The 15079-nt window shown below is 47.0% G+C and carries 14 protein-coding genes; 8 read left to right on the top strand and 6 right to left on the bottom strand.

What is annotated here, in order from left to right; all coding sequences use genetic code 11:
* Positions 1-4: 4 nt before the first annotated feature.
* Genes ABV409_RS12240 through pyrF form a run of 4 tightly spaced genes read left to right on the top strand, consistent with a single transcriptional unit; the run spans position 5 to position 3451 of the window.
* Positions 5-214: a DUF4266 domain-containing protein gene (locus ABV409_RS12240; protein ID WP_353877879.1), complete on the top strand. Its 210-nt coding sequence runs from the start codon at positions 5-7 to the stop codon at positions 212-214.
* A 12-nt stretch (positions 215-226) separates the two neighbouring features.
* Positions 227-1486, top strand: a complete 1260-nt coding sequence (locus ABV409_RS12235; protein ID WP_353878174.1) for a DUF3570 domain-containing protein — start codon at positions 227-229, stop codon at positions 1484-1486.
* 57 nt (positions 1487-1543) lie between these two features.
* Complete coding sequence (prfA, locus tag ABV409_RS12230) at positions 1544-2620, top strand: peptide chain release factor 1 (protein WP_353877878.1); 1077 nt, start codon at positions 1544-1546, stop codon at positions 2618-2620.
* Between the two features lie 3 nt (positions 2621-2623).
* Positions 2624-3451, top strand: coding sequence for an orotidine-5'-phosphate decarboxylase (gene pyrF, locus ABV409_RS12225; protein ID WP_353877877.1), 828 nt, complete (start codon positions 2624-2626; stop codon positions 3449-3451).
* Here pyrF and ABV409_RS12220 read toward each other — a convergent pair.
* On the bottom strand, positions 3448-3642 hold the full coding sequence (locus tag ABV409_RS12220) for a hypothetical protein (RefSeq protein ID WP_353877876.1): 195 nt from the start codon (positions 3640-3642) through the stop codon (positions 3448-3450). The genes pyrF and ABV409_RS12220 overlap by 4 nt on opposite strands.
* Positions 3643-3821: 179 nt before the next feature.
* Here ABV409_RS12220 and ABV409_RS12215 point away from each other — a divergent pair, with 179 nt between their 5' ends.
* Positions 3822-4604, top strand: coding sequence for an alpha/beta fold hydrolase (locus tag ABV409_RS12215; RefSeq protein WP_353877875.1), 783 nt, complete (start codon positions 3822-3824; stop codon positions 4602-4604).
* A 195-nt stretch (positions 4605-4799) separates the two neighbouring features.
* Here ABV409_RS12215 and ABV409_RS12210 read toward each other — a convergent pair whose 3' ends face one another.
* The 3 genes from ABV409_RS12210 to purU all read right to left on the bottom strand — a co-directional run bounded on the left by ABV409_RS12210 (position 4800) and on the right by purU (position 8273).
* Positions 4800-6344, bottom strand: a complete 1545-nt coding sequence (locus ABV409_RS12210; RefSeq protein ID WP_353877874.1) for a helix-turn-helix domain-containing protein — start codon at positions 6342-6344, stop codon at positions 4800-4802.
* A 363-nt stretch (positions 6345-6707) separates the two neighbouring features.
* Positions 6708-7406, bottom strand: coding sequence for a DUF4197 domain-containing protein (locus ABV409_RS12205; protein WP_353877873.1), 699 nt, complete (start codon positions 7404-7406; stop codon positions 6708-6710).
* An 18-nt stretch (positions 7407-7424) separates the two neighbouring features.
* Entirely contained in the window at positions 7425-8273 is an 849-nt protein-coding gene (gene purU, locus ABV409_RS12200; protein WP_353877872.1) for a formyltetrahydrofolate deformylase, read from the bottom strand.
* A 143-nt stretch (positions 8274-8416) separates the two neighbouring features.
* On the opposite strand from purU, the gene ABV409_RS12195 reads away from it, so the two are divergent.
* Complete coding sequence (locus ABV409_RS12195; RefSeq protein ID WP_353877871.1) at positions 8417-11872, top strand: methylmalonyl-CoA mutase family protein; 3456 nt, start codon at positions 8417-8419, stop codon at positions 11870-11872.
* A 14-nt stretch (positions 11873-11886) separates the two neighbouring features.
* Here the strand turns inward: ABV409_RS12195 and ABV409_RS12190 are convergent, their stop codons facing one another.
* On the bottom strand, positions 11887-12273 hold the full coding sequence (locus ABV409_RS12190) for a hypothetical protein (RefSeq protein WP_353877870.1): 387 nt from the start codon (positions 12271-12273) through the stop codon (positions 11887-11889).
* Between the two features lie 117 nt (positions 12274-12390).
* Here ABV409_RS12190 and ABV409_RS12185 point away from each other — a divergent pair, with 117 nt between their 5' ends.
* Together ABV409_RS12185 and ABV409_RS12180 are read left to right on the top strand one after the other, a co-directional pair.
* Complete coding sequence (locus ABV409_RS12185; protein WP_353877869.1) at positions 12391-12846, top strand: Lrp/AsnC family transcriptional regulator; 456 nt, start codon at positions 12391-12393, stop codon at positions 12844-12846.
* Positions 12847-13117: 271 nt separating this feature from the next.
* Positions 13118-14317, top strand: a complete 1200-nt coding sequence (locus ABV409_RS12180) for an alpha/beta hydrolase (protein WP_353877868.1) — start codon at positions 13118-13120, stop codon at positions 14315-14317.
* On the opposite strand, the gene ABV409_RS12175 is transcribed toward ABV409_RS12180, so the two are convergent.
* Positions 14304-15029 carry a DJ-1/PfpI family protein gene (locus ABV409_RS12175; protein WP_353877867.1) on the bottom strand — a complete coding sequence of 242 codons (726 nt, stop codon included), beginning with the start codon at positions 15027-15029 and terminating at the stop codon, positions 14304-14306. The two genes, ABV409_RS12180 and ABV409_RS12175, sit on opposite strands and share 14 nt — an antisense overlap.
* Positions 15030-15079: the final 50 nt, after the last annotated feature.

The raw sequence follows: 15079 nt of genomic DNA, 5'->3' as shown, positions 1-15079 counted from the left end.
CGGTATGAAAAGAATAATCCCAATAGTGCTTTTACTCGCAATGGCCTCCTCCTGCGTCGCGGTTCGTGAATATGACAAGGTGTATCTCAATGATGCCGAAATGAAGCTCAGCTTGAAGGGAATGGAGCGTTTCGAGACCACCTTTCAAATTTACCGCGAGGGTGCTTCAGGGGCGAATGGTGGTAAGACGGGTGGTGGTTGTGGATGCAATTAAAAAAGATAAGTGATCCAACGCTTGACCATATTATTTGTGATTTTGCCCCTGTTGATACAGGGGCAACAGACCAATACGTCTTATCAAAAAAGGGTTTTGGAACAGGGTGAACTCGATGTGTTGTTCAGCTACTACAGTCAAGATGGCCAGAACGCAGCGGTCAGCGGTGGTGAAGGTACTGAGGAGTTGACCGATGCCACTTCGACCATTGTTCTTCGAATGCCTTGGGGCCAAGACGGAATATTGACCGTTGATGCCGGGGTGTCGGCCTATACCTCAGCCTCGTCAAGCAATGTCGACCCTTTTGATGGGGGTGGCACGGCCAATCCGTTCGACGCCTCCTCAGGGGCTTCGCGAAAAGACCTGTTGGCGTATTTCAATCCCGGGTATAGCCACAGTTCCAAAGACCGCAACGAAATCGTTGGGGTAAATGCTTATGTCTCGGCGGAATACGATTATTTTTCCATTGGTTTCGGTGGCAGCTATGCCCGTTTGTTCAATGAAAAGAACACGGAGCTGTCGGTGAGTGCCCAAGCTTATTTCGATTCCTGGAATGCACAATACCCCATTGAACTCAGAAACGGGTTTAATACCGGTGTGGTGGGCTACGACCCCGACTTTACGCGATTCGCCGATCTGGGGAGGAACAGTTACTCGTTGGGATTCGTGTTTTCACAAATCCTGACCAAACGTATGCAAGCTTCCTTATCGCTCGATTTGGTTGTTCAGAATGGCTTATTGAGCACCCCGTTTCAACGGGTGTATTTCGGTGATGTAGCTGACTTTTTCCTAGAGGACTTCCAACTTGCCGATGACGTGGAACGCCTGCCCGACAGTCGTTTTAAGATACCCTTGGGGGGGCGTTTGAACTACTACCTCAATGATGCGGTCGTGCTTCGATCTTTTTATCGTTTTTATTATGACGATTGGGGCATTGTTTCCCATACTTTGAATATGGAACTCCCTTTGAAGCTCAGCGATAGTTTTACCCTCTATCCCAGTTATCGGTACTACACCCAGACAGCTGCCGATTATTTCTATGAAAAGGAAGCCGCCTTATCAAGTTTCGAATTTTACACCTCCGATTTCGATCTTTCGAACTATTCGGCCAATCAGTTCGGTTTTGGATTGCAATACCGCGATATCTTCACTCGGACCAAGCTGTTGTTGTTCGGTCTTAAGGCTATCGATCTGCGCTATGCCTATTACCGCCGAAGCAATGGCCTTGATGCATCCATCATTACCCTAGGCACCTCCTTCGTGATCGATTAAGACTGTTCGCGTCCACCTAAATTATCGTAAATTCGCTGCATATACGACGATTGAGATATGCTTGACAAACTGAATATCATTAAGCAGCGATTTGACGAAGTTGCCGACCTGATTATCCAACCCGATATCATTGCGGATCAAAAAAAATACGTAAAGCTCAACAAGGAATACAAAGATCTTAAAACCCTTGTCGACAAACGGGACACCTACATCCAACTGACCGATAACCTGAAAGAGGCCGAAGAGATCATCGCCGATGGCAGCGATCCCGAAATGGTCGAAATGGCAAAAATGCAGCTTGATGAATCGAAAGAGGCCTTACCGGCCTTGGAAGAGGAAATCAAATTCCTATTGATCCCCAAAGATCCGGAAGATGAGAAAGACGTGGTCATGGAAATCCGAGCCGGAACGGGTGGTGATGAGGCCAGTATCTTTGCCGGCGATTTATATCGTATGTATGCGAAATATTGTGAAGGAAAGGGCTGGAAAACTAATATCATCGACCTGAACGAAGGAACGGCAGGCGGGTATAAGGAAATCCATTTCGAGGTCAGTGGTGAGGACGTGTACGGAACCCTAAAGTTCGAGGCAGGGGTGCATCGGGTACAGCGGGTACCCCAAACCGAGACCCAAGGTCGGGTGCATACCAGTGCGGCCACGGTGATGGTCATTCCCGAAGCGGAGGATTTTGACGTGCAGATCGACCCTAAAGAGGTGCGGATCGATTATTTCTGTTCCTCTGGTCCAGGGGGGCAATCGGTGAACACTACCTATTCGGCGGTACGCTTGACGCACTTGCCCACAGGATTGGTCGCCCAATGCCAAGATCAAAAGTCGCAGCATAAGAACAAAGAAAAAGCCTTCAAGGTCTTGCGTTCCCGCTTGTACGACCTCGAGTTGGCCAAAAAGCAGGAAGAAGATGCCGCCAAGCGGAATTCACAGGTGAGTAGCGGTGACCGATCGGCCAAGATACGGACCTACAACTACCCTCAAGGGCGGGTGACCGACCACCGTATCGGCTTGACGCTCTATGACCTTCAGAACATCATCAATGGTGATATCCAAAAGGTGATCGATGAGCTGATGTTGGTCGAGAATACCGAAAAATTGCGTGAAGCCTCTGAAATTTTTTAATACATGACGAACGACGAATTGGTAGGCCACATTAAAAGGAAACGATCCTTTTTGTGCGTAGGATTGGATACCGACCTTGAAAAAGTACCGCCACACCTATTGGATACCGAAGATCCGATTTTTACCTTCAACAAGGCCATCATTGACGCTACCCAAGCCTATTGTGTGGCTTACAAACCCAATATCGCATTTTATGAGGCCTATGGTTTGGAGGGATGGAAGTCCTTGGAGCGCACTATGGCGTATTTGAATGAAAACTACCCGGATCAGTTTACGATCGCCGATGCCAAACGCGGAGATATCGGCAACACCTCGTTACGTTATGCCAAGGCTTTTTTCGAAACCCTCGATTTCGATTCCATAACCATCGCACCTTACATGGGCAAAGATTCGGTCGAACCTTTTCTGACCTACACGGACAAGCACGCCATTCTTTTGGCTTTGACATCCAATCAAGGGGCATTTGATTTTCAAATGGAAGCGGGTAGTGGCGCGGAACTCTATAAAAAAGTACTTCGGGTTTCGACCGCCTATGCAGGGGCCGAACGCTTGATGTATGTCGTTGGGGCTACCAAAGCGGACTATTTACGTGAAGTGCGCAAAATCGTACCGGAACACTTTCTTCTGGTGCCAGGTGTCGGAGCCCAAGGCGGGAGTCTCGAAGAAGTTTGCCACAATGGGATGAACGACCAAGTTGGCTTGCTGGTCAATTCCTCTAGGGGAATTATCTATGCTTCAAATGGAACGGATTTTGCCGAAGCAGCGGCAACTAAGGCCAAAGCCTTACAAAATGCCATGGCAAAGGAAATGGATGCGTATTTCGGTGCTTAGACCAAGCCTTCCAAAGTCGTTTTGATGCTTTTCGCCTTTGATTCGAAGAATTCGCCTAAACGTTTATCGATGTTTCCCATCTGTGAGGCTTTTTCCAAGAAATCCTGATAGCGATACTCTAAAATGGCCACGGCATGTGCCCCGCTCGTAATCGGGGTAACCGCACCTACCTTGCAATATTGATTTTCCATGATAACTAAGATTTGTTACACTAAAAATACGTCCAAAAACAGCTTCTGGATGTAAGAAGTCGTTGTATACTCTTAAAAATCAGTTGATTCGACCTTTTTTAACGTAGATTTGGCAAAAAGGCCCAACCGGTAACGGTTTGCTGGCTTTTTTTTAACGTACTTTTATTAAAAATATTCTCTTGCTCCATTACACCAAATACGTTCATGAATCTTCGACCGAATGGGTCACCTTTGTGCATGGGGCAGGGGGTAGTTCGACCATCTGGTTCAAGCAGCTGCGCGATTTTAAAAAGCACTTCAATATCCTGTTACTCGATTTAAGGGGGCATGGCAATTCAAAACCGAATATCAAAGATGCCTTCAATGATCGTTATACCTTCGACTCAATTACGGGCGATATCGTTGAGGTGATCGATCATGAAGGGATCGAAGCCTCCCATTTTATAGGAATCTCCTTAGGAACCATCCTGATTCGCAATCTGGCCGAAAAGCATCCGCAAAAAGTCAAAAGTATGATCATGGGCGGGGCGATCATGAAGCTCAATTTCAGATCCCAGGTACTGATGCGTTTGGGGAATGTCTTTAAAAGTATCGTTCCCTATTTGTGGCTGTATAAGTTTTTCGCCTTTGTCATCATGCCCAATAGGAACCACAAAGAATCGCGATCACTTTTCGTACGCGAAGCCAAGAAACTGTATCAAAAAGAGTTTTTGCGATGGTTTCGATTGACTTCTGAGATCAATCCGCTGTTGCGGTTCTTTCGACAGGTCGACATCAAGATCCCGACCTTGTACGTGATGGGCGAGGAAGACTATCTCTTTTTACCGACCATCAAAAAAATCGTCAAGGCACATTCCAATTCTGAACTACATGTCATTGCAAATTGTGGGCATGTGGTGAACGTCGAACGCCCGATGGTCTTTAACGAAGAGGTCATTGGCTATCTGCAGCGGTTGCCCTAAACCCAGCAAGTTTTATTGAAAACGGCCCTAGGGTATTGATGACTAATTCAAATGATTCCTAAAAATGAGACGTAATTTTTTAGTGAAGGACACTAGGACCGTTTTACGCAATAAAATCAATCCTTAACAAGGTAAGTTAAGGCGCCTTAAATCAGGGTATTGCCTATAAACCCTTACTTCATCACCGATGAATGGTTACCGGACTTCTTTTGAATACTGGTTTTCGATACTTGATCGGATGAACTGGGTTGGGGTCAGGTTGGTGTCTTTTTTAAATGCCTTGTTGAAGGTGACCTTATTATTGAACCCCACCTCATACGCGATATCGATGATATTAAGGTGCTTTTGGTTCTTGGTCATGAGCATTTGCTTCGCTTCTTTGATTCGATAACTGTTGACCAATTCATGGAAATTCGCATCGAAATGCTCATTGATGATTTGGGAGGCGTTGTGACGTGTGGTGTTCAATTTGGAGGCGACCATCTCAAGGGTCAAATCGTTGCGACGATAGAGTTTGTCTTCGGCAAAAAGGCGGATCAAGGTCTGTTTCAATTCTTGTGAGAGGCCGTCGGTCAAACCCGATTTGACGTATTTCGGGAACAGGCGGTTGGTGTACTTGTAAATACCACTGAATACATCAGGTTGCAAATTGGCCACATAACCGACATAGAGCACCATGATGGCCATTGCGATGGTGGGCACGTGGTAAAGGAAACCCGAAACGATACTGTTGGTGATCAAGACCCCATAAAAACAATAGGTAACCACATAGAGCACATGGATGTGATAGATGTTCTTTTGCCAGATCAGGTTCTTGCTCTGCAACAGCTTTTTTGATTTGGAGCGTTGATAGACCTTGTGGATGTAGACAGCATAGATCGCCAATGAGAGGGCTTTAAGGATGACCAATAACAACAACTTGCTCGAATCTTGCGGACTAACCCCTTGTTGAATGCGATCGAGCATCAAGACGACCTTGTCGGATGCGGTCATCCAGTAGACCGACGGGATCATGTAAATCAGCAGCCCCAGGGTTGGAAGCAGGTGCAGTAGGTCTTGCCGCCGAAACCCGTATTTTTCGGTGATCCTTCTAAAATAAAAATACAGTAATGGCCCATAGAGGAAGGAAGACCAGGTCGATATCAAATAGGCATGTGGGAATTCGAATAGGTAATTCGAATTGTTGATGCTGATATTGAGGATAAAGAGCGAATGGATGAAAATGAAACCGGAGATCAACCAACGTGCCGTCTTATCGATTTTCTTATTGCTGACCACCGAACCGACGACGTAGAATCCGATCAAGGCCACGAAAAAATACAACAAGGCCCAGACCGTAAGTTTCGGAACCACACGATTCGAAATACGTTCGAACGGTGCTGAGGCCCGTATGGGGTCGAAGCCTTCATGGGATAGGAACGAAGGATCGAAATCGACTTTCAGGAATTCGTTGATATAGGTAGAAGCCTCCTCAGGGTGTGCAATGGCCGCTTCGCTTAATGCGAGTTTCTTTAAGATCTTGGTTTTACCGGTTCCCGCGTTTTCGAGATTTTTTTGGTAGAGGTCGATAGCCTTTTCATAGCGGTGTACGTTGTAGTAATAATCCGCCCAATCCAAAGAGTCTTGGAAAACCAGGTTATATGGAGACAAAGCAGTACCCGCATGCCCTTCCTTCCCAAAAAGCAGGAAACCTTGGAGCACGGCCAAGCCCAGGACAACACAATGGCGGAATTGTCTCATTTTTGATTGATGAATTAGTACTGTTAACAAGTTATAAAATCGACCCGCCGAAAATGTTAACGAAACCTTAAAAACAGTTAATCCCGATAAGAACTTACCTCCGTTTAGCCAAAATAACAGCAAAATTTCAAGGGGTATGGATCGAAATCGAATGTTGGGGAATGCAAAAGGCCGGTGACTAACCGGCCTTTTTAAACTAACTAACTCAAAAAAATGCTAACTCAGATAACTTGTACAAAATTCAATTATAACGATTTACTTGATGTTAAAATAACTTTAGCAATAGGTTATAATTGCCTTGTTCTGATAGGATTATAACGCCCATTGCAAGGGAATATTGCAAGGGGGAAAATTAAATTTTCGTTAATCCTGTAGCGCGAAGACACGTTGCAATAAGGTGGTGGTCCTTGAGCTTACCTTTGACCGTATCGCATTCTCTTCGATTTCGACCATGGTATAGACCCCATCGAGTGCTTCAAGGGTGACATATTCCGTCAAATTGGGGTCAACGGTCTTGGTAAAGGGTATTTTGTTGTACTCACTGATCAAGGACGCCCAAATCTTATCGGCCCCCACTTTTTTGAAGGAGGAATCGATAATGGGTTTGAACTTGTCGTACAAGAGGGTCTCCGTACTTTGCTGTAGGTAGTTGGTGGCCGCCCCATCACCCCCCAACAAGATCTGCCTGGCGTCTTGAAAGGAAATGTTGCGAATGGCATTTCCGAATATCGGAATGGCTTCACCTACCGCATCTTCGGCGGCCCTGTTCATTACTTTCAACCCTTCATCGGCCAGTTTACCCAAACCGACTTTGCGCAGGGCATTATCCACTTTCTTCAACTCCTCGGGCAACAGTATCTTGACCAATTCATTTTTGAAAAAACCGTCTTCCAGCGCCAGTTTACCGACCTGTTTCTCAATACCCATTTGAAGGGCTTCTTTTAGTCCGGAAGCGATCTCAGCATTGCCTATCGAGCCTTGGGGCAATTGATTGACGACTTGTTGCAATTCGTTGCAGGCCACGAATAGAAAGGCCAAGGCGATAATGGAAATTTTTCTCATGGAAAGTGTTTTAAAGCATTATGTAAAAATAACGGTCTTGTTATTGTATACCATCGTTTTCCGCTCGATGTGCAGCTTAACCGCACGGGCCAAGACGATTTTCTCAAGATCCCTTCCTTTCCCAATAAAATCCCCGATACTATGGGTATGGGAAACAGCGGTGACATCTTGTTCTATAATTGGACCCTCATCAAGCGCTTCGGTCACATAATGGCTGGTGGCGCCGATGATCTTCACCCCTCTCTTATACGCGGCATGATAGGGCTTGGCCCCGGCGAAGGCCGGGAGAAACGAATGGTGGATGTTGATGATCCTATTGGTAAACCGGTCGATAACGTTTTTTCCCACGATTTGCATGTATCGGGCCAAGACGATGAAATCGATTTGGTGGCCAAGCAACAACTCCAGTTGCGCGGCCTCACCTTCGTCTTTGATCTCGCGGGTGTATGGGATATGGTGAAACGGTATTTCGAATTGCTCCGCCACATAGCGCAGATCGTCATGGTTGCTGATGATGAACGGAATGGTTACTTCGAGCTCCCCCGAGCGATAGCGGCTTAATAGATCATAAAGACAGTGATTGTACTTGGATACGAACAGCGCCATTCTTGGTTTGGCACCCCCGATGAACACCTGCCAATGCATGGCAAACGTACCAGCGATCGCGGATTGGAAATCGCTTTCTAACGCTTCCAGGTCGACTGCCTTGGCAAACTCCGCTTCAAGGCGCATAAAAAACACCCCGGCATCTTTGTCGACATGTTGATCGAGATACACCACATTTCCGCCATTGATATGGATGAAATTGGTTACGGCACTGATAATACCGACATCGTCATTGCAATGGATAAGGAAGGTCGTTTTCAAATCAATAGGATTTAGCCCATAAAATTATTCTTTTCTGAAAAAGGGGACCGCTTATCGATATTATTTTGTAAAATTCTAACTATAACCGATATTTTATTGCATTTTTCGTAAATTGCAGTCCCAATTTGGGCCTTATTTTGACAATGGAACAAATCAAAGCGTACGTACCGAAAAACAAAATACGCATCGTCACCGCCGCATCCTTGTTCGATGGGCATGATGCAGCGATCAATATCATGCGGAGGATCATTCAATCCACCGGGGTCGAAGTGATCCATCTCGGACATGACCGAAGTGTGGCCGAAGTAGTCGATTGTGCGATACAGGAAGACGCGAATGCCATAGCCATGACATCATATCAAGGCGGACATAACGAGTATTTCAAATACATGTACGACCTGCTCCAAGAAAAGGGTGCCGGTCATATTAAGATATTCGGTGGCGGAGGCGGGGTTATTTTGCCGGAAGAGATCAAGGCTTTGATGGACTACGGTATCGAACGGATCTATTCCCCTGACGATGGTCGTGAGATGGGCCTGCAAGGCATGATCAATGATTTGGTTGAAAAGAGCGATCGTCCTGTTCCACCCTTACCCGAGGCAACGTCCAACGCGTTACAAGAACAACTGCACAACAAGGAGGTCGGTGCCATTTCCCGTTTGATTTCCTTGGCCGAGAATAGGCCCTATGAATTCCATATGCATTTTGATACGCTCAAAGGCGAACGTTCGGTTCCCGTATTGGGGATTACCGGAACTGGTGGTGCGGGAAAATCCAGTTTGGTCGATGAGCTGATCCGAAGGTTTTTGAACGAACACCCTGACAAACATATCGGTGTGGTTTCGGTAGACCCTTCGAAGCGAAAGACCGGGGGGGCGTTATTGGGTGATCGTATCCGTATGAACGCCATACACCATCCGAGGGTGTATATGCGCTCCTTGGCCACACGGCAATCGAACTTGGCGCTTTCAAAATATGTAAAGGAAGCCGTTGAGGTATTAAAAGCGGCATCGTTCGATTTGATCATTTTGGAAACCTCGGGCATCGGACAGTCCGATACCGAGATTTTGGAGCACAGTGATGTTTCGCTATACGTGATGACCCCTGAATTCGGGGCGGCCACCCAATTGGAGAAGATCGATATGTTGGATTTCGCCGATTTGGTCGCCATCAATAAATTCGACAAACGGGGCGCCCTTGATGCCTTGCGCGATGTCAAGAAGCAATATGTACGAAACCACGGATTGTGGGAAGCTAAGGACCACGAGCTTCCCGTATTCGGTACCATAGCCTCACAGTTCAATGATGGCGGGATGAACCGTTTGTACCGTGCCATTATGGAACAGCTGACGGCACAAGCTTCGAATGGGTTCGAAGCTCCCGAGGCCAAAGGCGATGAAGTTTCTGAAAAGCTGTTCGTGATTCCACCAGCGAGGGTCCGTTACCTCTCCGAAATCGCCGAATCGAATCGGGATTATGATCTTAAGGCCAGAACGCAACGCCAGGTAGCCCAGCGCTTATATGGCGTCTATATGACCTTGATATCGCTGGTCGGGATCGAACCGGATTCGGATTCCGCCCATGCTGTTTTATTGGCTACGGGGGTAGATGCCCAAGCCCTTCGCGAAAAGGCCCAGGGTGAACAGACTGAATTTCTTGAACTGTTGTTGACCCAATTCGAGACCATTAAAAAAGACCTGGATCCCTATCATTGGGATGAAATCCTCAATTGGCAACAGCAAGTTAAGCGCTATGGGGATCCCGTTTATTCCTTTAAGGTCAGGGATAAGGAAATCAAGATAGAGACCACCACCGAATCGCTTTCGCATTTGAGGATCCCGAAAATCGCCCTGCCGAAGTACCGGGCTTGGGGAGATCTCTTGGGGTGGATGCTGCAAGAAAACCTCCCAGGACAATTTCCGTACACTGCTGGAATCTATCCATTCAAACGCACAGGCGAGGATCCTACGCGTATGTTCGCAGGTGAAGGTGGCCCCGAACGCACCAACCGTCGCTTTCATTACGTAAGTCTTGGCATGCCGGCAAAACGGCTTTCGACCGCTTTCGATTCGGTGACCTTGTATGGCCACGATCCAGGGCATCGCCCCGACATCTATGGAAAAATCGGAAATGCAGGGGTCTCGATATGTTGTTTGGATGATGCCAAAAAACTGTATTCAGGTTTCGATTTAAGCGATCCCATGACCTCGGTCAGTATGACGATCAATGGCCCGGCACCGATGCTACTCGGGTTTTTTATGAACGCCGCTATCGATCAAAATTGTGAAAAGTATATTTCAGAGAACGGCTTGACTGATGAAATCGATCGAAAGATCGAGGCGATTTTCAAAAAGAAAGGCATTGCGCGACCTCGATACAACGGCGCCTTGCCCGAAGGTAATGACGGTTTGGGCTTGATGCTATTAGGGGTGACCGGTGATCAGGTATTGCCCCAAGACGTCTACGATACCATTAAGGCCAATACCCTGGCCCAGGTCAGGGGAACGGTACAGGCCGATATCCTTAAAGAAGACCAAGCGCAGAATACCTGCATCTTCTCTACGGAGTTCGCCTTACGATTGATGGGTGATGTGCAAGAGTATTTCATCTCCCAGAACGTGCGCAACTTTTATTCGGTCTCCATTTCAGGATACCATATCGCCGAAGCAGGGGCGAATCCGATATCGCAATTGGCGTTCACCTTGTCGAACGGGTTCACCTATGTCGAGTATTACTTGAGTCGGGGTATGGACATCGATAAATTCGGACCGAACCTGTCGTTCTTCTTTTCGAACGGTATCGATCCAGAATATGCGGTTATCGGTCGCGTGGCACGCCGTATCTGGGCCAAGGCCATGAAAATGAAATACGGGGCAGGTGCGCGGGCGCAAATGCTCAAGTACCACATCCAGACCTCAGGAAGGAGCCTTCATGCCCAAGAAATCGACTTTAACGATATCCGAACGACCTTACAGGCCCTTTACGCTATTTACGACAATTGCAATTCCTTGCATACCAACGCCTACGATGAAGCGATAACCACGCCGACCGAAGAGTCGGTTCGTCGGGCAATGGCCATACAGTTGATCATCAATCGTGAACTCGGTTTGGCCAAGAATGAAAATCCGCTACAGGGTTCCTTTATTATTGAAGAATTGACCGACTTGGTCGAAGAGGCCGTTTTGATGGAATTCGATCGGATTACCGAACGCGGTGGGGTATTGGGGGCTATGGAAACCATGTACCAACGATCGAAGATCCAAGAAGAAAGCCTGCATTACGAAACCTTAAAGCATAACGGCGCCTACCCGATCATCGGGGTCAATACTTTTTTGAGCTCGAAGGGGTCGCCGACTATTTTACCCGCCGAGGTCATCAGGGCCACCGAGGAAGAAAAAATGCTTCAGATCCAGACAGTCACCGATTTGAACGAGGGAAACCGATCGGTTTCCGATCAATTGCTTCGATCCTTGCAGGATACCGCCGTAGCCAACGGGAATCTTTTCGAAACCTTAATGGAAGTCACCAAATATTGTTCATTGGGGCAAATCACCAAGGCGCTCTTCGAAGTCGGTGGGCAATACCGAAGGAATATGTAGACAGGGTAGGGCTTCTACTCTAGAAAAGAGGATCGCCACTGTTTGAAATACGTTCGGAAAGAGTAAATCTCCTTGCGCAAAAGTCCGACATATTCGCGTTCGCGGATGCCGTCTTTTTCCAAGCCATTACAATACGAAAGGATATTTTTGGTGATGGTATTCACAAAGGCAACATGGTGACGTAGGGTGCGGATCGAATCGGAAGTTTGCACCTTCCGCAAGGTTGCAGGAAGCAACAGGGCATCGGTGGCAATGGAATTGGCGATGTCATCGCGTAATGCGGCCGTGCGTTTGCGCTTGAACACATCGTTCTGTTTCGAAAAATAGCTCGCCACTGCCTGGCTCAGGTCACAAAGGGCCTGGGACTTTTGGTGTATGGACGGCGCATTGGGATTCAACATCTTTATCCTAGCAATTAAGTAGACATAAAATTACATAAGAAATAAGGTATTTTACTTAATATATTTAGGCTTAAATTAAAAAATACCTTTAAATTTAAAAAAATATAAGAAATTGCTATGGAATTTAAAGTTGATGATATCAATATGCAGATTCTTGGGCTTTTGCAGCAAAATGCCCGCGCCACCTTTTCCGATATCGGTCGTGAAATCGGACTGACCTCACCTGCCGTGGCCGAGCGCATCAAGAAGATGGAAGATGTGGGGATCATCCAAAAATACCGTACCGAGGTCTCCCATGCCGCGTTGGGTTTCCAACTTAGGGCCATGATCACCCTTAGGGCCTTCGTAGGCAAACTCAAACCGTTCCTGAACAGTGTCGGGACCTTTGAGGAGGTGGTCAATTGCTACCGCATCACCGGTAATGAAAATATCATCATGGAGGTCGTACTTCGGGATCAATTCCATTTAGAACGCTTTATCGACCGGCTGATCGCTTACGGTGAAACACGCACCCACATCGTGCTTTCGAATGTCATTTCGAATGCGACCCTACCAAATACGATGGAAAAATGACAATGATTAGGCTAGATTTTGTTTTTGGCCGGATTTTTGATGTAATTGCAATATGGTAAAAAAATATCTTGTAGTCTGCTTCTTCATTGTAGCTAGCCAGCCATTCTTCGCGCAAGATATCAACCTCAGAAAGGGGACGATCATTGATTCCGTTCCCATATCCGAAACTTCAAAAGAAAGTTTTTCCTTGTTCTTGCCAACGAAATTCGAGCCGAATAAGAACTGGCCGATTTTGTTCCTTTTCGATATGTATGGCCAAAACAGGCGGACTATGTCGATGTTCCTACAAGCAGCCGAAAATCGCGGTTTCATCTTGGCCTCCCCAAACCAGGTGCACGATTCCGTTTCCCTTTCCAATAATGTGCTGATCGCCCAACGAACCATAGAAAAAGCTACGGGTCTCCTACCTGTCAATAGCAGTCGGATATACACGGGAGGACATCAAGGGGGTGGCCGGTTCGCCAACCTTTTGCCCATATTGATCAAGAATATCGAAGGGGTGCTTTCGATCAACGCTTCTTTGGCCAATACCGAATTGCTCACCGGTAAGGTGCGCTTTCAACATGTGGTTTTGGTCGACCCGTCGAATTATACCTATCCTGATGTATTGCAAGATGCCAAGATATTGAACAAGCTGCGCATCCCGAATTTCATTTTGGATTTCAAGGGTTCGGGAGGATGGCCCGGACATGCCGACCTGGAGAAAGCCCTATGGTATTTCGATTTGGCCGCAGTCAAGAAACAATCCGTCCAAATAGACAAGACAGAGATCGAAGCCCAGTACAAGGCCGAAATGGACTTGGTCCGTTCCTTAAGGGATTCGGGCAACTATCTGATGGCAGAACAAGAAACCATGGCGATGATCAAGGCCTATCGCCTCCTTGTCGATACCGATAGTTTGCGAGAGCACCAAAAGCTACTTAAAAAGGAGCGGGGCTATCGCAGTGCCAAACGAAATGAAAATGCGGCCTTCTTCAAGGAATCTTTGCTACGCGAAGATTATGTGTATTATTTGGAAGAAGACCTGTTGACCTACAACTTCAATAATTTGGGATGGTGGAGCTATCAAATGCAACAGATCAAGGGATTCAAGAAAGGGGATACCCAGGCAGAGCGCCGTATGGGTGAACGTCTTGATGGTTTTGTCAATGCCCTGGTCGACGACAATATCGATGTTGTCAAATCCGATAAATCAGTAAACGAAGAGGCGCTGGTGCTGCTTTTGATGCTGAAGACGATTACCGAACCCGGTGAGATGGATCACTACCTCAAGGTCGTTTCCTTGGCTGCTAAAAACGAAGACTATGGTACGGCACTTTTTTATTTGGAAGAAGCGTTGAAAAACGGATTCACCGATGCCGAAAAGCTATACCGTCTAGAACATACCGCCTTGTTCCGGATCACGCCCGAATTCAATACCCTGGTGACCAAGTACCTGAAAGACGCCAGATACAACCTCAAGGACGAATAACCTCATGGGCGACCTGATCAAGGTCCCAATCAATGACCAGACCCTTGGCCAGGGATCTTGCGATTTCCTTTCCGTACAATACCTCTGCGAGATAGAGTGCCGCTTCGAAGCTTTTGGCCCCACCGGCCGAAGTAATGTATTTGCCGTCGTGTACGAACAGCAGACTGTCGCGCACTTGCAATTGCGGAAACCTTTCTTTATAGGTTTCGATGTCACTAGGAAAGGTAGTCGATACCGAACCGTCTAAGAGTCCTGCTTGGGCCAATACAAAAGCCCCATCACAATGGGAGGTGACGTAAAGGGCCTCGCGATCAACCTGTTTCACGAAATCGATCATCACCGTATCTTTCAAATCGGAATCTAAATGATGTTCGGCACTGGGAACGACCAAGATGTCGATTCGCGGAAGCTCGTCTTGGGTGTAATCGAAATCCGGTAGGATCCGGATTCCTTCGAAACTCGTAATGGGATCTAAGGTATTGGCAACGGTGAAGGTATTCATTGCCTTGATACCCTCACGGAATTGGGTGTGCTGAAAAATATCAAAGGGGGCCGTGAACTCGGTGTTGTACACCCCGTCCATGATCAAAAAGGCGACATTGTACCGTCCTGACGGCAGTGCTGTGGGTGTCGGGGATTTTTCCGTGTCCGGAGGGGTAGGCTTACATCCAGTTAGACATAAAACAATACAAAAGGCCAAGGCTTTTTTCATGGAAATCGGTTTTGAACGACCAAAGTACGATGAACCAACTGAACCAATAC

The organism is Flagellimonas algarum (assembly GCF_040513375.1).
Taxonomy (GTDB): domain Bacteria; phylum Bacteroidota; class Bacteroidia; order Flavobacteriales; family Flavobacteriaceae; genus Flagellimonas_B; species Flagellimonas_B algarum.
This window is presented reverse-complemented; position numbering and strand designations above follow the sequence as displayed.

Bases quoted from the DNA above. Each gene is read 5' to 3' on its own strand.
- ABV409_RS12240 (WP_353877879.1), top strand. From the start codon at position 5: ATGAAAAGAATAATCCCAATAGTGCTTTTACTCGCAATGGCCTCCTCC.
- prfA (WP_353877878.1), top strand. From the start codon at position 1,544: ATGCTTGACAAACTGAATATCATTAAGCAGCGATTTGACGAAGTTGCC.
- pyrF (WP_353877877.1), top strand. From the start codon at position 2,624: ATGACGAACGACGAATTGGTAGGCCACATTAAAAGGAAACGATCCTTT.
- ABV409_RS12220 (WP_353877876.1), bottom strand. From the start codon at position 3,642: ATGGAAAATCAATATTGCAAGGTAGGTGCGGTTACCCCGATTACGAGC.
- ABV409_RS12210 (WP_353877874.1), bottom strand. From the start codon at position 6,344: ATGAGACAATTCCGCCATTGTGTTGTCCTGGGCTTGGCCGTGCTCCAA.
- ABV409_RS12205 (WP_353877873.1), bottom strand. From the start codon at position 7,406: ATGAGAAAAATTTCCATTATCGCCTTGGCCTTTCTATTCGTGGCCTGC.
- ABV409_RS12195 (WP_353877871.1), top strand. From the start codon at position 8,417: ATGGAACAAATCAAAGCGTACGTACCGAAAAACAAAATACGCATCGTC.
- ABV409_RS12190 (WP_353877870.1), bottom strand. From the start codon at position 12,273: ATGTTGAATCCCAATGCGCCGTCCATACACCAAAAGTCCCAGGCCCTT.
- ABV409_RS12185 (WP_353877869.1), top strand. From the start codon at position 12,391: ATGGAATTTAAAGTTGATGATATCAATATGCAGATTCTTGGGCTTTTG.
- ABV409_RS12180 (WP_353877868.1), top strand. From the start codon at position 13,118: ATGTCGATGTTCCTACAAGCAGCCGAAAATCGCGGTTTCATCTTGGCC.
- ABV409_RS12175 (WP_353877867.1), bottom strand. From the start codon at position 15,029: ATGAAAAAAGCCTTGGCCTTTTGTATTGTTTTATGTCTAACTGGATGT.